Below are 20,911 nucleotides of genomic sequence, written 5' to 3' on the forward strand. Positions count from 1 at the left end.
TATTCGATAAATTCCAAAAATTCGTTGAATTCGAGTTCAGAAACTGGCTTACGCAAACTTCGCTTCCTTGGTTAAAGCCGAAGGCTCAAGGTCCAAATCTTGAGCGAAAAGATCTTTTATTTTTTGAACAATCTCCGTACGGTTTACGGTAGAAGCATCGCGGCGGCATTTTAAATAATGTTCGCGGGCGATTTTCTCGGCCAGATCACCGATTGTTTTTACTTTTAATTCTTTACCAAAACGGCCGGCAAGCCTTAAGCCTGCTATAGAAATTACCAGGCCAATAAACGCTACGGTAGAGTTAAAGAAGAATAAGCCCAGCGATGCAACCAACAGGAGCCCAAAACTCCAGGTAATCCATGGTTTTGGGTGCAACAGGTTCATATGGAAGCCCATTTCAGCCTCAATATCCGCAACTACTTCGATGCGGTTATCCCGTGGGAAAAGCTCGCAAAGCTTGGTTTGAGGTTTCACCAGGTATTTTTCAGTCGGGTTTCTGGCGTTAATGGCATTGCGCAGCTTGTAAAATGCCTGTTGCGTGGTACAGCTATCCGCCTGCGCATGCTTCACTTTTGCCACAACCACATCGCATAATGCGCCAAAGGTTTTTGTATCCTTTAAATCGTCATCACCAAAGGTAATATCGAACGACTTTTCTACCTTAACCAATACATCACTGATGTCCTCAGGATCAACATTGTTTAAATTGTACGCCGAAGGGTTGGCGGTTTTTATGTTCAGTTTCAATACGATATAACTAAATTAAACCTTTTTCTATTGCGTTAATTGCACGCAATTAAACCAATAATTTTCATATTCGCAAAGCGATAGTAAAATTATTTACTTAAGTACATTGATTTTTCTTTGTACAGGTGCCTGAAATATGGGTCCTGCAGGTTAGGAATAAACCTGATAGCTTCGCCGGTAGACTTCATCTCGGGGCCAAGCTCCTTGTTTACTTCCGGGAATTTATCGAAAGAGAATATAGGCTCTTTGATGGCATAACCCCAAAGCTTGCGTTCTATAGTGAAATCCTTCAGTTTGTTTACGCCCAGCATCACTTTGGCGGCTATGTTAATGTACGGTACATCATATGCTTTGGCAATGAAAGGTACCGTACGGGATGCACGCGGGTTGGCCTCTATCACGTAAACTTTATCGTTCTTAACCGCAAATTGTATGTTAAGCAAGCCGCGTACATTTAAGGCACGTGCTATTTTAGCGGTGTATTCTTCCATCTGGCTGATTACGCTGTCGCTCAGATCGAACGGAGGCAATACAGCAAAAGAATCGCCCGAGTGGATGCCGGCAGGCTCGATATGTTCCATCATACCTATGATGTGCACGTCTTCGCCATCATGGATAGAGTCCGATTCAGTTTCGGAAGCGCGATCCAGGAAGTGATCGATCAGCACGCGGTTGCCGGGCAGGTTTTTCAACAGATTTACTACTGCTTTCTCCAGGTCCTCATCGTTTATCACGATGCTCATGCCCTGCCCGCCTAATACATAACTTGGGCGAACCAGTACCGGGTAACCCACCTCGTGCGCTACAACCAATGCCTCTTCGGCACTTTCGGCAACGCCATATTTAGGGTAAGGGATATCTAGTTCTTTCAACAGGTCGGAGAAACGGCCACGGTCTTCGGCAATATCCATATTATCGAAAGATGTACCGATAATCTTAATGCCATGCTGATGCAGTTTTTCGGCCATCTTCAATGCGGTTTGCCCGCCAAGCTGAACGATAACGCCGACGGGTTTCTCCAGTTCGATAATCTCGCGCACATGCTCCCAGTAAACCGGCTCAAAGTATAGCTTATCGGCCATGTTAAAGTCGGTAGAAACCGTCTCCGGGTTACAATTGATCATGATGGCTTCGAAGCCGGTTTCTTTTGCGGCCAGCAAGCCATGCACGCAGCTGTAGTCGAATTCGATACCCTGGCCAATACGGTTAGGGCCCGAACCTAATACAATAACTTTCTTTTTATCTGATACGATGGATTCGTTCTCTCCCTCGTAAGTTGAGTAGTAGTAAGGCGTTTTGGCGGCAAATTCTGCAGCGCAGGTATCTACCATTTTATAAACGCGGCGGATGTTTAATGCCTGGCGGCGTTGGTAAACGTCCTCTTCGGTAACGTTGCCCAATATGTAGGCTATCTGCGTATCCGAGAAGCCTTTTTGTTTAAGCGTGAAGAAGAAGTCTTCTGGGATGTTGTTTAGTGAATAGCGGCGAAGCTCGTTCTCCATATTCACCACTTCCTGTATCTGGTTCAGGAACCAGCGATCGATCTTAGTGGCTTTGCGAATAGATTCTACAGGTACGCCCAGGCTCATGGCATCGTAGATGTGGAAGAGCCTGTCCCAGCTTGGTTTTTCCAGGCTGTGCATAATCTCTTCCAGGTTGCGGCTTTGGCGGCCATCGGCACCTAAGCCGGCGCGGCCAATTTCCAAACTCTGGCAAGCCTTCTGCAACGCCTCTATAAAGCTGCGGCCTATACCCATTACCTCGCCTACCGATTTCATGGTAAGGCCAAGTTCGCGGTTAGCGCCTTTGAATTTATCGAAGTTCCAGCGGGGGATTTTTACGATAACGTAATCCAACGTTGGCTCAAAGTATGCAGAAGTTGTTTTGGTAATTTGGTTCTCTATCTCATCCAGGTTGTAGCCAATGGCCAGCTTTGCAGCTATTTTGGCAATTGGGTAGCCGGTTGCTTTTGATGCCAGAGCCGATGAGCGCGATACGCGTGGGTTTATCTCTATGGCGATGATCTCTTCGTTTGCGGGGTTTACCGAGAACTGCACATTACAGCCGCCAGCGAAATTGCCAATGGCACGCATCATTTTGATGGCCTGGTTGCGCATCTCCTGGTAGCAACGGTCGCTCAAGGTCATGGCCGGGGCCACGGTTATCGAGTCGCCGGTGTGGATACCCATCGGGTCGAAGTTCTCAATAGAGCAGATGATAATTACGTTGTCGTTACTATCGCGCAGCAATTCCAGTTCGTATTCTTTCCAGCCCAACACAGCTTGCTCTACCAATACCTCGTGGGTTGGCGATGCCTGCAAGCCGCGGCTTAGTGCAGCATCAAAATCTTCTTTTTTGTGTACGAAACCTGCGCCTTTACCACCCAGCGTATAGCTTGGGCGTATTACCAACGGAAAACCAATGCTTTGTGCGGCTTCTTTACCTTCGAGGAACGAATTGGCAATTTTAGAAGTAGCTACGCCCACGCCTATATCCACCATTAACTGGCGGAAGGCTTCGCGGTTCTCGGTTTTCTCTATAGCGGCAATATCAACGCCTACTATTTTCACGCCGTATTTTTTCCAAATGCCGCGCTCATCTGCCTCAATACAAAGGTTAAGTGCGGTTTGGCCACCCATAGTAGGCAGTACAGCATCAATTTTTTGCTCGTTAAGTATTTTCTCGATGCTTTCGCAGGTGAGGGGCAGCAGATAAACATTATCGCCAATAACCTTATCCGTCATGATGGTGGCGGGGTTGCTGTTGATGATGGTTACGGTGATGCCTTCGTCTTTAAGCGAAAGGGCAGCTTGGGAGCCGGCGTAATCAAATTCGCATGCCTGGCCAATAATAATAGGACCGGAGCCGATGATCAGGATGGATTTGATGGAGGTATCTTTGGGCATAGGGCTTTTTTTAATTAAAAAGTTCTAAGTAAGAAGTCAAAGTATATCAATGTTTGATAACGAATTTTCCTATGCACTGAAGGCGAAAATCCCGACTTCAGTGTCGGGGTGCAAAGATAGCAATTTACGGGTATTTGAAATTTAATTTTTCAATTTAATAAATCTTGCCCCCGTAAGCCAACATTACCGAAACTTATAACGTAAAAATGCGTTGTTTATACTAGCTTTAAACCATCTTGCTAATCCCCTGTTATCATGAAAAAGCCATTACTTATTTTAGCCGCATTTGCCCTGGTATTTACAAGCTGCGGCACCATGCAGTCCATCATAAAATCCAGTTTCCCCTATACGGCTACCCTGGTTATACCGGCATCATCGGCCACGGGCACAACATTGACGGCCGTAAGCCAGGGCAATAGTTTCGACCAGAATTTTGCCGTTAAGGGCAATAATGGCAGCCGCGTAAGCGATGTGCATATCGTATCGGCTAAAATGACGGCCACTATACCCTCTGATTTTAATATCGGCAACCTGGTATTCGCCAAAATTTACATGGCCAAGGCAAACGGCGAGGGCGAAGTATTGGTGGCATCGCGCACGGATATTGGCACCAATAGTGGCCCCAGCATTGTGTTGGATATAGATAACACCCATTTTTTGGACGAACTGGTGCGCGAGAAAAACGTGCGCATAAGGATGGTTTACCAGTTGCGCAACAAAAGCGCTATAGATGCCAGCCTAAGGGTGGTATTGGGCATAAGTGCCGACCCGTCTAAATAGGCTGCTAATAGTTTTTCGTATCTAAGGCAAATGCTAACGGCACTACATAGTTCATCCTTACTGGTATCCCGAATTCTGTACCGGGTATCCAGCGCGGCGAAGCTTGTACAGCTCTGATAGCCTCGCTATCTATTCCGGGACTTAACCCTTCGCGCATTTTTACGTCTGTTACACTTCCATCGGCGTTAACATAAAATGAAATGCTAACCCTGCCTTGTATACCTCGTTCTCGCTCAACGGCGGGGTAGTGTATCTTTCTAGCCAAATACCAGTTAAAGGCGTTATCATCGCCGGGAAATTTGGGTTGTACAACGCGTTGCCCACTATAACTCCCAGTTTTTCCATTTTGGGTGAAAATGCCTGATATCAGCATGCCGTCTACGTATTGTTCTTCAAAAGCTATATTTGTTTTCTTGACACTTCCGCGCCAGGTGCCAGTGCGCTTATTGTTTTTTATATCACCATCTTCAATGCTTTCGGTAAAATCATCATCATATCTGGTGAAATGACCGTTGCCGCTGCTAAACATCACTGTACCCAAAGAGTCGTATACTTCACGAAGGTATTGAAACTCAAAATACTCCTCTTTTTGCTGGCTTTTTATATTTGGATATTTTTCGTGCATATATATCTTACCGTTAGGGTAATAAGTATAGCTATCGCCTATTATAAAACCCCTACGGTAGTTTGCAGCAGAACGCTGTTTGCCGTTTTTGAAATATTCCACGCGGGGGCCTTCAAACCTGCCGGATAGAGCAGTAGTTGTTTTGCCTTTCAATTTTAGTGTTCCGTCGAGATAATAGTCCGTAACAGGAAAGAGCTTGGTTGCGGCGTCTTGTTCGCCAACCTTGCGGATAAAATCGGCGCTATCTTTGGTAGAAACCGTATCGCCATTGTTTTTATAATAATATACGTTTTGGTTTTGCGCAAAGCACAGCGATGCGAAGAAAACTAAGACAGCGGAAAAAAACAGTTTCATTGAAAAAAGTTTAAGCTGAAGCTAATATAATATATTCCTGCTGGGTTTAATTTGTTTGTTTACCGCAAGGCGAAATTGATAGGCACGGCGTAGCTCACCCGCACGGGCTTGCCGAAACGGGTGCCGGGTATCCATTTGGGCGAGTTCCTGATTACTCTTTCGGCTTCTTCGTCGAGGCTCTTGCTAACCGATTTTTGCACTTGTACATTGGTTACTTTGCCGTCTTTTTCTATCACGAATTGCAGCACCACAATTCCCTCTATGTCATTTCGCCGCGCGTCATCCGGATAAATAATATGGCTGCCAAGGTATCTGCCGAACGCTGCATCACCGCCGTTGAACTTGGGTGAAGTCATCCGGCTGCCGGTGTAGGTGGTGATGGTGCCGGTGCTATCCGTAGCCGTGCCCGATAATAGCTGGTTATCTTTATACGTTTCGGTGAAGGTGAGTTTAAGGTTTTTGTCCAGCCCTTTCCAGGTACCATCGCGCTTGCCGTCTTTAACGGGGCCTTCTTCATCTACGTAAGCAAACTTGGAGTTAAAGCCTTTGTAATACCCCTGCCCATCGGTTACCTGTGCATTGCCTGCAGAATCGAGGTTGGCGGTTATCAAATAGTTATTTACGAAATGGTTATCGCCGCGTACAAGGCTATCGGGGTATTTTATGATGCGGTATATTTTGCCGTTGGGGTAATAATCATAAGCGTTGCCCACAAGTGCGCCATCCTGGTACCGGTAGTTGCTTTCGCGCTTGCCACTGGGGTAAAAGCTAACATATTGCCCAACGTAGCGTGGCGGGTTTATTTTGGTTGATTTGCCTATGCTTTTGTTTTGGCCATTTTTGTAATACTCAAAAACATTAAAAAGGGCAGACCCGGAATCGGGCGTGTTTATCATGCGCACGTAGTCGGCGCTATCCAGCTTATCTACGTATTTGCCGTTGTTTTTAAGGTAAAAAACGCTTATTAGCTGTGCGTTGCAAAGGGTAGCAAAAAACAGCGTTACTGCGGTAAGTAAAAATTTCATCAAATAAAAAGGGCTTTAACAGCCGCTAATTTATTTAATTAATTTGTTATTAGCGTCGGGGAAAATGAGGATGGGTTCGTATTTGCGCGCTTCTTCGGCCTCCATGTAAGCGTAGCTCATTACAATGATAATGTCGCCAACTTGTGCCAGCCTGGCAGTTGCGCCGTTAAGGCATACGGTGCCGCTGCCGCGTTCGCCTTTTATTACGTAGGTTTCAAAGCGGGCGCCGTTGTTATTGTTAACAATCTGCACCTTTTCGTTCGGTATAATATTGGCGGCCTCTATAAGGTCCTCATCAATGGTAATGCTGCCTACGTAGTTCAGTTCGGCCTGGGTTACCTTAACGCGGTGAAGTTTCGATTTTAAAATCTCGATAATCATAATTGATGGTCATTTCTCAATAATCCTACCACTTAATTTTAATAAAAGCTTAATGGCGTTTAAAATGACCGTGCAAAGATAGATTTTTTAGTTCATAGTTCATGGGAGATGGTTCATGGCGAGGAGGTTCATCGATAATTGGTCATGGTTCCCGGCTGCTGGTTGCATGCCTGCCAAAATTGCATGCCTTATCGTTTACAATCCTACAGCGACCGCCATGAACTATGAACCATCGGCTATTAACTACCTTATCACCACATTATCTATCAGCCGGGTTTTGCCAACGCGGGCTGCGGTTAGGGCTACGATGCTCGTAGAGTTTTCGTCGGCAGGGAGCAGGGTTTTGCCATCGGCGATCTCTATGTATTCAGGCTCTACGCCGGGTTCGCCCTGCAGCATGGCCATGGCATCCTGCTCCAACCGGAAAACGTTTTTTATATCGAAGTTGGCCTTGAGCCAGTTTAGTGTTTTGGAAAGGATGAGCGCATGCTGCCTGTCGGTCGGGCTTAGGTGTATATTGCGCGAGCTCATGGCTAGGCCGTCCGCTTCGCGCTCTATGGCGCACATCACCAATTGTACAGGGATGCCCAATAGCTCCACCATTTTGCTTACTACCATAAACTGTTGGTAATCTTTTTGCCCCAGGTACAGCCTGGTTGGTTTTACGATATCCAGCAGTTTATACACTACTTGCGTTACCCCCTGGTAGTGCCCCGGGCGAAACTCCCCCTCCAGCAAAAACTCCAGTTGCCCTATGTTTAAATGCCAATGCTCATTACCATCATACATTTCTGTTACCGGCGGGTTAAACAAAATATCGCAGCCGGCGGACTCTAATTTTTCAATATCGGTAGCTATCGGGCGTGGGTAATCTTCCAGATCCTTAGCATTGGTAAACTGGGTGGGGTTTACAAAAATGCTGCAAACAACCACATCATTGCCGGCTTTTGCCTGCGCTATAAGCGATAGGTGGCCCTGGTGCAGCGCACCCATAGTGGGCACAAAACCAATGGTTTTATTGCCTGATGCAGTAATATACCGCTGAATTTCGCTTCGGGTTGTGAATATCTTCAATGCCGGGTTTTATTGGGGAAATTTGGCAAAGGTGTACAATTGATTAAAAATTACCAAATAGGCTTGCATTATTGGTTGCCAGTTGATATTATAATGCTTATATTTGCAGACTCAAATTTTTTGACCGCTTTACATTTTAAATTCTGAATTAGTGATGGGTAAATCTAAGCTTTTGTTCATAACTCATGAAATGTCTCCCTTCCTCGAACTCACAAAAATTGCCGAAATAACACGCCAGCTGCCACAAGCTATGCAGGAGAAAGGTTACGAAATTCGTATCCTGATGCCGCGTTTCGGGAATATCAATGAGCGCAGGAACCGTTTGCATGAAGTTATCAGGCTATCAGGCATGAATATCATTATCGACGATAATGACAACCCGCTTATTATCAAAGTAGCATCTATCCCTGCGGCACGCATGCAGGTGTATTTTTTAGATAACGAGGAGTACTTTCAGCGCAAGCATGTGTTCGCCGATAAAGACGGCAAATTTTACGCCGATAACGACGAGCGCATGATTTTCTTTTGCAAGGGTGCATTAGAAACCGTAAAGAAACTAGGCTGGGCACCTGATGTTATCCACTGCCATGGCTGGATGAGCGCCCTGGTGCCTGCTTACCTCAAAACCACGTATAAAGACGACCCAACGTTCAAGCACTCTAAAATAGTTTACTCTATTTACGAAAACGAGTTTACCGAGAAAATGAGTGCCGATTTTGCGCGCAAAGCGGTAATGGGCGATATGACCGAAGAACATACAGAAGTTTACAAAGAAGGCACTAACACCGCCATGTACACAGGTGCTATACAATACAGCGATGGCATTGTACTAGCCAGCGAGAACATAGACGGGGATGTGTTAAATAATGTTAAAAACAGCAATAAATCGGTAATGGATTACGTTTCCACTGCAGATTACGAAAATTATTACAATTTTTACGACGAAATCACCAACGATGAATTGGTGCATGTTGCATAAGCTTTGAAACTATATATGAAATTTTCCAAATTAGGCTTATTAACCCTGTTAATAAGTCTTTTTATTTTGAACAGCTGTAAACACCAGGACGGGATAGGTTTAGGGGTTGATGGTGCTAACCAGCTTAACGGTACTATATTTGCCGATACCAATATTGTAGCCACCACCGTTGCCGAAGATACCGTGGTTACCTCGGGCCTCGGCAGAACGCCTCTCTCTTATTTTAAAGATCCCGAATTTGGGATAACTGAATCAAATATTGCGGCAGCGCTCACCCTACCGGGTGGCGCAGCTTATACCCTGCCCGACGGCGTGATAAATATCGATTCTGCCGTACTGGTATTGCCATATTCGGCAAGCGGTTTTTATGGCGACTCGCTTACCTCCAAATTCAAGATAGATATCCATCAGTTGAACGAAAAGTACGTACCCACCACTTACTATAACAATAAGCAGTGGGATTATAAGCCCGCTTTGCTGGGAAGTAAAACGTTCACAGCCCGCTCGCACGATACGCTAAGAATTAAAGATATAGTTACTGGTGCTGCCGATACATTAAAGAAAGTGCGCCCGCAGATACGTATCCCTATCAGCGAGACTTTCCTGAGGACCTATTTCTTTGGGGCTCCATCTGTCAACCGTGCATCTACTCTGGCTTTTCAGAATGGCATCAAAGGCTTATACATCACTTTGGATAAAGCCGGAACCACAGGACCGGGCGGCAACCTGATGTTTGCCATGGACTCTACCCGGATAGACATTTACATGACTACCCAGGCCAGTACCAGTCTTACTATAGATACCACTATGATATCACTGCCCGTTCCGGCCAGCACCCACATGGCTTCCATTAAGCATACATACAGCACTAAAGTACAGGCAGCGTTAACCAACACTTCTACAGATGGATTGGTTTACCTGCAGGGCCTTGCCGGCTTAAGGGCCAAGGTTAGCTTCCCGAATATAAAGAGCACCTTTGCGTCATTGGGCAACAACGTGGTCATCAACCGGGCCGAAGTGGTTGTTAAAGTAGCCCCCGGCACTACGGTGCCCTACGCAGCTACACCCAGGCTTACTATGTACCAACTTGATATTGCAAAGCAAAGGATACGCCTGCAGGATGCCGCAACAAGCGACCCGCGCGGCGTTAACGGCGCAGCATTCTTTGGCGGCTATTATAATAAAGCAACAGCCGAATACCACTTCCTGGTTACAGCGTATGTGCAGGATCTGATAAACGGAAAGACGGTTGATTACGGCACTTACATAGCACCCGTGGACCCCAGCGCATCTACTCTTATCAACATTTCGCCAAACGCTACCTATGCAGAGCGTTCTATAGTTTCGGGCAAAAATTCTCCGTACCGCATTAAGCTGAATATTATCTACACCAAGATAAATCAATAGTACAACGCAACATAATTGGCAAAACCGATGTTTATTAATAATAAGCATCGGTTTTGCTGCTTTAAGACTATTTTTGCAGCCAAAACTTCTAAATCTTAATTATATATGTGCGGTATTGTTGGCTACATTGGTTTCCGGGATGCATATCCCATCGTTATTAAGGGTTTACACAGGTTAGAGTACCGCGGTTACGATAGCGCCGGGGTTGCGCTGGCAGATAAAGGCCTCAAAGTTTATAAAAAAGCCGGCAAAGTAAGCGACCTGGAGAACTTCGTGAAAGACGTAAACCTTGCCGGAACGGCTGGCATGGGCCATACCCGCTGGGCAACCCACGGCGCACCAAGCGACCGCAACTCGCATCCCCACTCTTCGGGCGACCGCAAGCTCACCATCATCCATAACGGTATCATCGAAAATTATTCGGTACTGAAGGAAGCCCTATCTGCAAAGGGGCACACCTTTAAGAGCGATACCGATACCGAGGTGCTGATACACCTGGTAGAGGATATCCAAAAAACTACAGGGCTCGATTTGCAGGAATCCGTTCGCCTGGCCCTGAACCGCGTGGTGGGGGCATATGCTATCGTAATTATGAGCGCTGATGACCCCGATGAGCTGATTGCTGCACGCAAAGGCAGCCCCATGGTAATTGGCGTTGGTAAAGGCGAATACTTTATTGCATCTGATGCTACCCCTATAGTAGAGTACACCAAAAACGTAATATATCTTAACGATAACGAGATTGCTTACGTTAAGCGCGATGGCCTGCTTATCAAAAATATCGACAATACTATCCAAACCCCCTATATACAAGAACTTTCGTTAAAGCTCGAGATGCTGGAAAAAGGCGGCTACGACCACTTTATGATGAAAGAGATATACGAGCAGCCGCGCTCTATCCGCGATTGCTTGCGTGGTCGTATTTACCCTAGTAAGGGCTTAGTGCAGCTGGGCGGCATAAAAGAGTATGTAGAAAAGCTGAAGAATATCGATCGCATCATCATCGTAGCCTGCGGTACATCGTGGCATGCGGGACTGGTAGGGGAGTACCTGATAGAAGAATATGCACGCGTGCCGGTAGAAGTTGAATACGCTTCAGAGTTCAGGTACCGCAACCCAATCATATCTTCCAAAGATTTGGTGATAGCCATATCTCAATCCGGCGAAACGGCCGATACTATGGCTGCTATTGAATTGGCAAAAGAGCGGGGCGCAACCATATTCGGTATATGCAACGTGGTGGGCGCATCTATACCCCGGCTTACGCATGCTGGCGTTTATACCCACGCCGGCCCGGAGATCGGCGTGGCATCTACCAAAGCTTTTACGGCCCAGGTAACCGTGCTTACGCTGATTGCCTTTTATATTGCGCAGCAAAGGGGTACCATTACACAAAGCAAATTTATAGAGTACCTTACCGAGCTGGATGAAATCCCTGATCTTGTTGCCCGCACGTTAAAAACCAACGACCAGGTAAAAGTAATTGCAGAGCGTTTCAAAGATTCGCCCAATTGCCTGTTTCTGGGTCGTGGCAGTTCGTTCCCGGTGGCACTGGAAGGCGCCCTGAAGCTTAAAGAAATATCATACATACACGCCGAGGGTTACCCGGCGGCGGAAATGAAACACGGCCCTATCGCGCTGATTGATGCAGATATGCCGGTGATATTCATTGCCACCAAAAACTCATCGTACGAAAAGGTAGTGAGCAACATTCAGGAGGTGAAGGCCCGCGGCGGCCATGTAATCGCCATCGTATCTGAAGGCGACACCGACGTTAAGGAAATGGCCGAATACGTAATTGAGATCCCGCTAACCGGTGAAACATTCGTGCCCCTGCTGGCAACCATACCCTTGCAGCTTCTGGCATACCATATAGCCGTTTTGCGCGGCTGCAACGTAGATCAGCCCCGCAACCTGGCAAAATCGGTAACGGTGGAGTAGGGTTTAGATTAGATATTAGATATGAGATATGAGACCGAAGGTTTCATGGCTTCTAGATAAAAAAGCCGCTTTGGGTGATCCTAAAGCGGCTTTTTCGTTTTGCCTGTCCTATCCAGCCCCGCCTTTGGGCATTAGCTTTATCTCAAATCTCAAATCTAAATTGACGGCCATAGCCAAAATCAATATTTATCTTATTTTTGCATAGTTTACATCTATGCTTAATAATGACGATTACTCAATTAGAATACATAATAGCCGTTGACACCTACCGCAGCTTTGTGGGTGCGGCCGAAAAATGCTTTGTTACCCAGCCTACGCTAAGTATGCAGGTGCAAAAACTGGAAGATACGCTCGGCGTAAAACTCTTCGATCGCAGCAAACAGCCGGTTGTCCCCACTGAAATTGGCTCGGAAATTATAGCACAGGCACGCGTGCTGCTGGCCGAAAGTGAGAAGATAAAGGAAATCATCAGCGACCGGCAAAAGGAGCTCTCGGGCGAACTTAAAGTAGGCATCATACCCACCGTTGCGCCTTATATCCTGCCCAAAATTATCCAGGGCTTTATAGAAAAGCACCCGGCGGTAAAACTTATTGTATGGGAGCAAACCACCGAGCAAATTATACAGCAATTAAAATTGGGCACGCTTGATTGCGGCATCCTTTCTACCCCGCTGCATGAAAGCACATTGATAGAGGTGCCCGTTTTTTATGAGAACTTTGTGGCTTATGTATCGAAAAACAGCAACCTCTCTAAAAAGAAGAACATTGTGCCCGATGATATTGATATGGAAGAGATATGGGTACTTAACGAGGGGCATTGCATGCGCGAGCAGGTGCTGAATATTTGTCAAAGGCGTAAATCTACCAAAGGCTACCAGCATTTTGAATACAATACCGGTAGCGTAGAAACTCTTAAGCGCATGGTTGATATGAACAACGGGGCCACTATTTTGCCGGAGCTTGCCCTTGCCGACCTGAACGAAAAGCAGATGGATAAAGTGCGCTACTTTAAAAGCCCCGAACCGGCGCGCGAGGTAAGTATAGTTATGCACCGCAATTTTTTAAAGCGCCGCATGATAGAGGCCCTGAAAAACGAAATATTGGATTTTGTGCCCAAACGCCTGCGTAGCAAAAAGAAGAAAGAGATTATAGATATATAGCCCAGGGGCCGGCCTTTACAAGCTAATATAGCACATAGCCATAATAACAGTGGTGACACGATATTGACACCGCTGTAAAATTTCTAATTGCTTTATAATGAGGTGTTTAAAAAGTGTTCACGGTGCTCACGCGGCGGCGTGTGAACACTTTGTTAAACCAAAGGATCTTACTTCTGCCTGAACCAAACCTGTATCGGCGCGCCCGAAAACTCGAAATGCTCGCGCAGTTGGTTCTCTATAAAGCGATAATACGGTTCTTTCACATATTGCGGCAGGTTGCAGAAAAATGCAAACATCGGCGATTGGCCCGCTATCTGGGTGATATATTTAATTTTTACGTACTTGCCTTTTAATGATGGCGGCGGATAATTCTCGATAATCGGCAACATTACCTCGTTCAATTTCGAAGTTGGGATTTTGCGGGCGCGGTTGGCGTAAACCTGGTTAGCTACGTCGATCACTTTTAATACGCGCTGTTTTTCGGTTACCGATGTGAATACGATAGGTACATCAGTAAACGGTGCGATCTTCTGTTTGATTTGGTCTTCGAAAACTTTAATGGTTTTGTTGTTCTTCTCAATCAAATCCCACTTGTTTACCACGATGACCACGCCTTTTTTGTTTTTTTCTGCCAGGTGGAAGAGGTTCACATCCTGCGACTCTAAACCTTCCACAGCATCTATCATCAGGATAACCACATCGGCTTCTTCCAAAGCTTTGATGGTACGCATTACCGAGTAGAATTCGATATTCTCTTTCACCTTGGTTTTTTTACGCATCCCGGCAGTGTCGATCAGCATAAAATCGTGACCGTACTGGTTGTAGTGGATATGTATAGAATCGCGGGTGGTGCCGGCGATAGGAGTAACGATGTTACGGTCCTGCCCAATTAAAGCGTTGATGATAGATGATTTACCCACATTAGGGCGGCCAACAATAGCATACTTAGGGCGTTCGTTCTCATCGAACGGAACGTCTTCGAAATGTTTCACCACTTCGTCCAACAATTCGCCCGTGCCGCTGCCGGTCATGGAAGAGATCGTGTATATCTCGCCGAGGCCAAGGCTGTAAAACTCAGTAGCATCTGCCAATTGGGCGTTGTTGTCCAATTTGTTTACCACCACAAATGTCGGCTTTTTGCCTTTGCGGAGTAGGTTGGCTATCTCATCGTCAAGATCGGTAATGCCGGTGGTAACATCTACCATGAAAAGGATAACAGAAGCTTCTTCGATGGCAATGAGCACCTGCTCGCGGATGGCCACTTCGAAAAGCTCGTCGGAATTGGCCACGTAGCCACCTGTATCTATCACGGTGAACTTTTGGTCGGTCCACTCGCTTACGCCGTAATGCCTGTCGCGGGTTACGCCGCTAAAATCGTCAACAATAGCTTTACGGCTCTCGGTTAAACGGTTGTATAGGGTTGATTTGCCAACGTTTGGCCTGCCTACTATAGCTACTATATTACTCATTTTTTTAGATATGAGATGTGAGATATGAGATGTGAGACAGGAACTTATCCGCTCAATCTAAATTCTACATCTAAATTAATTCTTTTTGAGCATCAGGCGCAGATTTATCTCAAATCTCACATCTAATATCTCAAATCTGTGTTTATTCGTACCCGAATTTTTTCAGGTAATTTTTTTTGCTGCGCCAGTCGGGGATAACTTTTACGAACATTTCCAGGAAAATCTTCTTCTGGAAAAACTCTTCCATATCGCGGCGGGCGTAAGTGCCTACTATTTTCAGCATTTCGCCTTTGTTACCAATAACAATATTCTTTTGCGAATCGCGCTCCACGATGATTTCGGCACTGATGCGGTGCAGCTTTTCGCCCTCTACAAAAGCGGTAACAATAACTTCCGTGCTGTATGGGATTTCTTTTTTGTATTGTTTCAGTATCTGCGCCCGTATCATTTCCGATGCGAAGAAACGGTCGTTTCGATCGGTAAGGGCGTCTTTTTCGTAGTATGCTGGATGCTCAGGAAGTTCATCCAGTATCAGCTCCATTATTGCCTGTATGTTATGGCCATGCAGGGCAGATATGGCGAACACGGCCTTCGGGTTAAGCTTTTCCTGCCAGTAATCAACCTTTTCTTTTACTTCTGTTTCGTCGCTTTGGTCTATCTTGTTTACCACCACTATAAGCGGCGCTGTAGAGCCTTCCAGCTTTTTCAATACATCCTGCTCGTTGAATTCTTCGTGGATATCAGTAACCAGTAAAATCAGGTCAGCATCCACAATAGAGCCATCTACCTGGTGCATCATGCTTTCGTGCAGGGCGTAATGTGGTTTAATGATGCCCGGGGTGTCAGAGAATACGATTTGGTAATCATCCGTGTTCACTATGCCTAAAATACGGTGGCGCGTGGTTTGCGCTTTGGGGGTAATGATGGACATTTTTTCGCCCACCAGGGCGTTCATAAGGGTTGACTTACCCGCGTTGGGCTTACCAATTATACTTACAAAACCTGCCTTATGTGCCATAGAAAAATAATTAAAATATTATTTGGACTGCAAAGAAACGAATTATATCTTTGCAGTCCAATTAAAACGGAGAGCAAAATTGCTTTTTGACAATTGGAAGCAACTTTCCGGGTTATGGCGGAATGCAATATATACCAAATTACAGTGCGGGATGGAGCAGTTGGTAGCTCGTCGGGCTCATAACCCGAAGGTCGTAGGTTCGAGTCCTGCTCCCGCTACCTGAAAATTAGAAAGCCTCAAGTCTTTACGATTTGAGGCTTTTGATTTCTAAGGGCGGGATAAATAAACCCCGGGTTTCCTTGCAAAAAGGAACAAACTTTGAGGAAGTTATGGCCGTAATGAATTTTAAAAATAGTGCGGGATGGAGCAGTTGGTAGCTCGTCGGGCTCATAACCCGAAGGTCATAGGTTCGAGTCCTGTTCCCGCTACCCAAAAATTAGAAAGCCTTGAATCGAAAGATTTGAGGCTTTTTTGCTTTATAAACACAACCAAAACTATTGAATCTGGCACGAGTATGCCGTGGTATTTTTAATCGTTATTAATTTGTTTCAAATGGAGTTTTGAAGCGACGCACCATAATGGCGCTTACAATGGCAATCGCACATAAAATCAGCATCAAATCAAAACCGCTTTTATAGCTTCCACTCACTTTCCTGAAGGTTCCCAGCACTAACATGCCTGCGCTTCCGGCCAATTCGTCAACCATTATTACAATGCCTAAAACCGAGCCGTAGCTTTTGCCGCGGTAAATACTTGCAACCCATACCTGTATAAGGGTGAATGCCCCGCCAAAACCAAACCCGGCAATCAGGGCAAAAGCAATTAACACGAGGGGGCTGGTGCTTAAAGTTTGCATTATAAAAAAGTCGGCGGCCATAATCACAATGGCGACTACTATAATATACTCCTTAGTCATCTTGTCGCTTAGGTAGCCAAAGAATAACTTGCCAACTATTGCCGTCAAGGAAAAATAGCCCAACAGTTTGGCCGAAAAAGCGGGAGTTTGCCCTAGATCCTTCATCACAAACCCGTGATTTTGATGGTAGCCCTTTATACAAAACCACAATATGGCGGTAACTAAAAGCATCATATAAAATGTAGGTGAGCGTAAAGCATCACTAAGGGAACGGTCCGGTCCGGCGGGTTTTTCATTGTGCTTTTGCGGAAAGTATGTTCCATCGGGAACGCTTCCTATTACAGCTGGTTCAGACTTGATCAATAATAACGCCGGCAGAAGAAAGATCGCTGACGCGATGCCCAAATACATACAAGACCTTTGCCAGTCGGCCCCTGCCATTACTGCAATGCGCGGAAATATCATACCCCCAAGGCTGGAGCCAAGTATCATAATGCCGGTTGCCAGTCCTTTATAATGGTCGAACCATTTATTGATCAGGTACATAAAAGACATAATGCCGGCGAGCGCCATGCAAACTCCGTACAGAACATAAAAAACGCACAAAGCGGTATAACTGGTAACATATGCCAGCGAGAATATTAAAGCGATGGCCCCGAAGGCGCCAATTGCAATAATATTGCGCGGGTTATAGCGGTCCAGAATGCGGCCAATAAAAGGCGATGCTACAGCAACGGTTAAAAACAACAGGGTAGGAAGGAAGGCTGCGCTTTGCGCATCCAGTCCGAAGGACTTGATCTGCAAGGGCCGCATCACAGTTAATGCATAAGCGCCTACGCCGTTTGTGGTGGCATACATTAGGGTTAAAGCCGCCAGCATAAACCAGCCGTAGTAGATATTTTTCATGAAGCCAAATAAGCCTTTGAGTTTGAGCGGAATATACGATAAAGCTGATAAACACAAAGATGATATTTTGTCGATATTCTCTTGTGTAATTGCCCCAATCATCCAAAAAGCTATTCTGCTCCCACGACCTAAAAAAGAGAAAGCCCAATTTTGAAAAATTTGAGGCCTTTTTGATTTTGATATTTTTGCAAGCTCTTTAACCCCCAGGATTGCTTCCGCTGCGGCATAATAATTGCGGGTAAATCAATACGAAATCATACTTTAGACTAAAAACAAACCATGCACACCAAAAAAATATGGGCCAATTTTGCCGTGGCCGATTTGCAGCGCACCACCAACTTTTATACCCGCCTGGGCTTTAAGCAAAACGGGAAACCCAATAACGATCTTACCAGCTTTTTATTTGGCGACGACAGTTTTATAATCCACTTTTTTATAAAGGATAGTTTACAACGGAACATTAAAGGCAACCTGGCCGATTTGACGCAAGGGAACGAAATCATTTTTACCATTGGAGCGCAAAGCAAAGCGGAAGCTGATACCTGGGCGCAAGAAGTTGAGCAAGCCGGCGGCACACTGGTATCGCAGCCCGAAGAATTTGGCCCGGGCTATTACGGCTTTATCTTTACCGACCCGGACGGGCATAAATTCAACGTTTTTTATATGGATGGGCTGTTTTAGTTGACTTAGGGAAGCCCTGGCTAATGTGAATATAAAAACACGCTGAGTGACTTGGCTTTTTACTAAGGAGAGCTCCTATCGGGGCGTGTCATTTAGCTTATTGTCAAAACGATCTGGATTCCCTCGCTAATCAATCTCCCGCACGCATAAAATGAGCCTTGTAATTCCATAGCTTTTTGCTATCGCATATAGAATTAAATGATTGGCATCCTGCGTTCAGATTCCTTAATTTTATGTCGCCTGCCAATAAAACCTTGCGGGCAAGCATTTACTATAAAAACCAACCAATTATGGAAAAAGATTCAAACGACATCAGCAAATGCCCGTTCCACAATGGCAGTATGAAGCCTAAGTCTGCTGGCGGCGGCACCCGCAATCAGGACTGGTGGCCCAACCAGCTTAAACTAAGCATCCTGCGCCAGAATTCCTCTTTATCTAACCCAATGGGCGATTTTGACTATGCGGAAGCATTTAATAGCCTGGATCTGGAAGCCGTGAAACAAGACCTTCATGCGTTGATGACCGACTCGCAGGACTGGTGGCCGGCAGATTTTGGCCATTACGGCGGCTTATTTATACGCATGGCCTGGCACAGCGCGGGCACTTACCGCGTAGGCGATGGCCGCGGCGGCGCAGGTGCAGGCATGCAACGTTTTGCGCCATTGAACAGCTGGCCCGATAACGTTAGCCTTGATAAGGCCCGCAGGTTGTTGTGGCCCATAAAACAAAAATATGGCCGCAAAATATCCTGGGCCGATTTGATGATACTCACCGGCAACATTGCCCTCGAATCGATGGGCTTTAAAACTTTTGGCTTTGCAGGCGGCCGCGAAGATGTGTGGGAAGCAGATGAATCTGTTTACTGGGGCTCAGAAACTACCTGGCTGGGCAACGATAAACGATATGCGGATGGTGCGGCTGGCGTTGAGGGGCATGGCGTATTGGTATCAGATGAAGATGCGAATAGCGACATACATACCCGTAATTTAGAAAAACCACTTGGGGCCGCACATATGGGCCTGATATATGTAAATCCTGAAGGGCCCGACGGCAACCCCGACCCCGTTGCCGCCGCTAGGGATATACGTGAAACTTTCGGCCGCATGGCCATGAACGACGAAGAAACCGTTGCATTAATAGCCGGCGGGCACAGCTTCGGTAAAACCCATGGCGCTGCCTCTTCCGACCATGTGGGCAAGGAACCCGAAGCTGCCGGTATAGAGCAGCAGGGCTTTGGCTGGGGCAACAGCTATGCATCGGGCAAGGGTGCCGATACCATTACCAGCGGGTTGGAAGTTATCTGGACCAAAACACCTACACAATGGAGCAATAACTTCTTCGAGAATCTGTTTGGCTTTGAATGGGAGCTTACAAAAAGCCCCGCAGGCGCCAACCAATGGGTAGCAAAAGATGCCGACTCTATAATCCCCGATGCCTACGATGCAGAGAAGAAGCACCGCCCGGCAATGCTTACTACGGATCTTGCCCTGCGGTTAGATCCGGCGTACGAGAAAATATCGCGACGTTTCCTGGAAAACCCGGATGCCTTTGCCGATGCATTTGCACGCGCCTGGTATAAACTAACCCACCGCGATATGGGCCCTATAGCCCGTTACCTTGGCCCCGATGTGCCGCAGGAAGAGTTGCTCTGGCAAGACCCTATCCCGGCTCTAAACCATGCTTTGGTTACCGAAAGCGATATCACGGATTTAAAAGCAAAAGTGCTGTTATCCGGCTTAAGCGTATCAGAACTGGTATCTACCGCCTGGGCTTCGGCATCAACCTTCCGCGGTTCTGATAAACGCGGCGGCGCAAATGGCGCACGCGTCCGCCTGGCTCCGCAAAAATACTGGCAAGTGAACAATCCAGCTCAGTTGCAAAAGGTATTGAGCGTGCTGGAAGGCATCCAAAAAGAATTTAACGGCGCACAAACCGATGGCAAAAAGGTTTCCCTTGCCGATCTCATTGTACTGGCAGGTTCTGCGGCGGTAGAAAAAGCTGCGGCAGATGGTGGGCATGCTGTTAGCGTTCCGTTTGCTGCTGGCCGCACGGATGCCTCACAAGCACAAACCGACGTTGAATCGTTCGGGTACCTGGAGCCCGCAGCTGATGGTTTCCGCAATTACCGTAAAACAAAAGCGTTTGTGGCTACCGAAGCCTTGTTGATAGATAAGGCGCAGCTGCTTAACCTTACCGCGCCAGAACTCACTGTACTGCTTGGCGGCTTGCGCATGCTGGGCACCAACTACGATGGCTCTACGCACGGGGTGTTTACCTCAAGACCCGGCGTGCTCAGCAACGATTTCTTCCTGAACCTGCTGGATATGGGCACCGCTTGGAAAGCCATATCTGCCGATAAGGAACTTTACCAGGGTACCGACCGCGCTACCGGAGAACCCAAATGGACCGCCACCCGTGTCGACCTGGTGCTTGGCTCAAACTCCGAGCTGCGGGCCGTTGCCGAAGTGTACGGCAGTGCCGATGCGCAGGAAAAATTCGTTACCGATTTCGTAGCAGCCTGGGCCAAAGTAATGAACCTGGATAGATTTGATTTGAAGTAAGTTTTATAGGCCTCTATACAACGCCCCCGTGGACTATTGTT

At 46.5% G+C, this 20,911-nt stretch carries 16 protein-coding genes and 2 tRNA genes; 9 read left to right on the forward strand and 9 right to left on the reverse strand.

Annotation, left to right across the window (positions count from 1 at the left end):
- Positions 1-48: 48 nt before the first annotated feature.
- The gene (locus tag AC1DYT_RS13930; protein ID WP_477470192.1) at positions 49-747 is read right to left on the reverse strand and encodes a hypothetical protein; all 699 of its coding nucleotides are present in this window, start codon (positions 745-747) and stop codon (positions 49-51) included.
- Between the two features lie 89 nt (positions 748-836).
- A complete protein-coding gene (carB, locus tag AC1DYT_RS13935; RefSeq protein WP_477470193.1) occupies positions 837-3,653 on the reverse strand; it encodes a carbamoyl-phosphate synthase large subunit in 2,817 nt (938 codons plus the stop codon).
- Between the two features lie 255 nt (positions 3,654-3,908).
- On the opposite strand from carB, the gene AC1DYT_RS13940 reads away from it, so the two are divergent.
- On the forward strand, positions 3,909-4,433 hold the full coding sequence (locus tag AC1DYT_RS13940) for a hypothetical protein (RefSeq protein ID WP_477470194.1): 525 nt from the start codon (positions 3,909-3,911) through the stop codon (positions 4,431-4,433).
- Positions 4,434-4,437: 4 nt separating this feature from the next.
- On the opposite strand, the gene AC1DYT_RS13945 is transcribed toward AC1DYT_RS13940, so the two are convergent.
- The 4 genes from AC1DYT_RS13945 to panC all read right to left on the reverse strand — a co-directional run bounded on the left by AC1DYT_RS13945 (position 4,438) and on the right by panC (position 7,892).
- Positions 4,438-5,412 carry a TonB family protein gene (locus AC1DYT_RS13945; RefSeq protein ID WP_477470195.1) on the reverse strand — a complete coding sequence of 325 codons (975 nt, stop codon included), beginning with the start codon at positions 5,410-5,412 and terminating at the stop codon, positions 4,438-4,440.
- Positions 5,413-5,471: 59 nt separating this feature from the next.
- Positions 5,472-6,437, reverse strand: coding sequence for a TonB family protein (locus tag AC1DYT_RS13950; RefSeq protein WP_477470196.1), 966 nt, complete (start codon positions 6,435-6,437; stop codon positions 5,472-5,474).
- Between the two features lie 30 nt (positions 6,438-6,467).
- Positions 6,468-6,818 (reverse strand): aspartate 1-decarboxylase, encoded by a 351-nt coding sequence (gene panD, locus AC1DYT_RS13955; RefSeq protein ID WP_477457993.1) that lies wholly within the window; start codon positions 6,816-6,818, stop codon positions 6,468-6,470.
- Between the two features lie 243 nt (positions 6,819-7,061).
- Positions 7,062-7,892 (reverse strand): pantoate--beta-alanine ligase, encoded by an 831-nt coding sequence (gene panC, locus AC1DYT_RS13960; RefSeq protein ID WP_477470197.1) that lies wholly within the window; start codon positions 7,890-7,892, stop codon positions 7,062-7,064.
- A 154-nt stretch (positions 7,893-8,046) separates the two neighbouring features.
- Between panC and AC1DYT_RS13965 the strand changes: the two genes are divergently transcribed.
- The 4 genes from AC1DYT_RS13965 (at position 8,047) to AC1DYT_RS13980 (ending at position 13,379) form a co-directional block, all read left to right on the forward strand.
- A complete protein-coding gene (locus AC1DYT_RS13965; protein WP_477457995.1) occupies positions 8,047-8,871 on the forward strand; it encodes a glycogen/starch synthase in 825 nt (274 codons plus the stop codon).
- 66 nt (positions 8,872-8,937) lie between these two features.
- Positions 8,938-10,278 (forward strand): DUF4270 domain-containing protein, encoded by a 1,341-nt coding sequence (locus tag AC1DYT_RS13970; RefSeq protein ID WP_477470198.1) that lies wholly within the window; start codon positions 8,938-8,940, stop codon positions 10,276-10,278.
- A gap of 105 nt (positions 10,279-10,383) precedes the next feature.
- Positions 10,384-12,219 carry a glutamine--fructose-6-phosphate transaminase (isomerizing) gene (gene glmS / locus AC1DYT_RS13975; protein ID WP_477470199.1) on the forward strand — a complete coding sequence of 612 codons (1,836 nt, stop codon included), beginning with the start codon at positions 10,384-10,386 and terminating at the stop codon, positions 12,217-12,219.
- Positions 12,220-12,443: 224 nt separating this feature from the next.
- Entirely contained in the window at positions 12,444-13,379 is a 936-nt protein-coding gene (locus tag AC1DYT_RS13980) for a LysR substrate-binding domain-containing protein (protein ID WP_477470200.1), read from the forward strand.
- A 167-nt stretch (positions 13,380-13,546) separates the two neighbouring features.
- Here AC1DYT_RS13980 and der read toward each other — a convergent pair whose 3' ends face one another.
- Positions 13,547-14,848 carry a ribosome biogenesis GTPase Der gene (der, locus tag AC1DYT_RS13985; RefSeq protein WP_477470201.1) on the reverse strand — a complete coding sequence of 434 codons (1,302 nt, stop codon included), beginning with the start codon at positions 14,846-14,848 and terminating at the stop codon, positions 13,547-13,549.
- A gap of 142 nt (positions 14,849-14,990) precedes the next feature.
- Positions 14,991-15,866, reverse strand: coding sequence for a GTPase Era (gene era, locus AC1DYT_RS13990; RefSeq protein ID WP_477458000.1), 876 nt, complete (start codon positions 15,864-15,866; stop codon positions 14,991-14,993).
- A 145-nt stretch (positions 15,867-16,011) separates the two neighbouring features.
- Here era and AC1DYT_RS13995 point away from each other — a divergent pair.
- A tRNA-Met gene (locus AC1DYT_RS13995) sits at positions 16,012-16,084 on the forward strand.
- 137 nt (positions 16,085-16,221) lie between these two features.
- A tRNA-Met gene (locus AC1DYT_RS14000) sits at positions 16,222-16,298 on the forward strand.
- Between the two features lie 106 nt (positions 16,299-16,404).
- On the opposite strand, the gene AC1DYT_RS14005 is transcribed toward AC1DYT_RS14000, so the two are convergent.
- Positions 16,405-17,628, reverse strand: a complete 1,224-nt coding sequence (locus AC1DYT_RS14005) for an MFS transporter (RefSeq protein WP_477470202.1) — start codon at positions 17,626-17,628, stop codon at positions 16,405-16,407.
- Positions 17,629-17,907: 279 nt separating this feature from the next.
- On the opposite strand from AC1DYT_RS14005, the gene AC1DYT_RS14010 reads away from it, so the two are divergent.
- A complete protein-coding gene (locus AC1DYT_RS14010; RefSeq protein WP_477470203.1) occupies positions 17,908-18,309 on the forward strand; it encodes a VOC family protein in 402 nt (133 codons plus the stop codon).
- Between the two features lie 290 nt (positions 18,310-18,599).
- Positions 18,600-20,870, forward strand: coding sequence for a catalase/peroxidase HPI (gene katG / locus AC1DYT_RS14015; RefSeq protein WP_477470204.1), 2,271 nt, complete (start codon positions 18,600-18,602; stop codon positions 20,868-20,870).
- The last annotated feature ends 41 nt before the right edge of the window (positions 20,871-20,911 follow it).

This window comes from Mucilaginibacter sp. P1_D10, assembly GCF_056406215.1.

Bases quoted from the DNA above. Each gene is read 5' to 3' on its own strand.
- era (WP_477458000.1), bottom strand. From the start codon at position 15,866: ATGGCACATAAGGCAGGTTTTGTAAGTATAATTGGTAAGCCCAACGCG.
- carB (WP_477470193.1), bottom strand. From the start codon at position 3,653: ATGCCCAAAGATACCTCCATCAAATCCATCCTGATCATCGGCTCCGGT.
- AC1DYT_RS13940 (WP_477470194.1), top strand. From the start codon at position 3,909: ATGAAAAAGCCATTACTTATTTTAGCCGCATTTGCCCTGGTATTTACA.
- der (WP_477470201.1), bottom strand. From the start codon at position 14,848: ATGAGTAATATAGTAGCTATAGTAGGCAGGCCAAACGTTGGCAAATCA.
- katG (WP_477470204.1), top strand. From the start codon at position 18,600: ATGGAAAAAGATTCAAACGACATCAGCAAATGCCCGTTCCACAATGGC.
- glmS (WP_477470199.1), top strand. From the start codon at position 10,384: ATGTGCGGTATTGTTGGCTACATTGGTTTCCGGGATGCATATCCCATC.
- panD (WP_477457993.1), bottom strand. From the start codon at position 6,818: ATGATTATCGAGATTTTAAAATCGAAACTTCACCGCGTTAAGGTAACC.
- AC1DYT_RS13950 (WP_477470196.1), bottom strand. From the start codon at position 6,437: ATGAAATTTTTACTTACCGCAGTAACGCTGTTTTTTGCTACCCTTTGC.
- AC1DYT_RS13945 (WP_477470195.1), bottom strand. From the start codon at position 5,412: ATGAAACTGTTTTTTTCCGCTGTCTTAGTTTTCTTCGCATCGCTGTGC.
- AC1DYT_RS14005 (WP_477470202.1), bottom strand. From the start codon at position 17,628: ATGAAAAATATCTACTACGGCTGGTTTATGCTGGCGGCTTTAACCCTA.
- AC1DYT_RS13965 (WP_477457995.1), top strand. From the start codon at position 8,047: ATGGGTAAATCTAAGCTTTTGTTCATAACTCATGAAATGTCTCCCTTC.
- AC1DYT_RS14010 (WP_477470203.1), top strand. From the start codon at position 17,908: ATGCACACCAAAAAAATATGGGCCAATTTTGCCGTGGCCGATTTGCAG.
- AC1DYT_RS13980 (WP_477470200.1), top strand. From the start codon at position 12,444: ATGACGATTACTCAATTAGAATACATAATAGCCGTTGACACCTACCGC.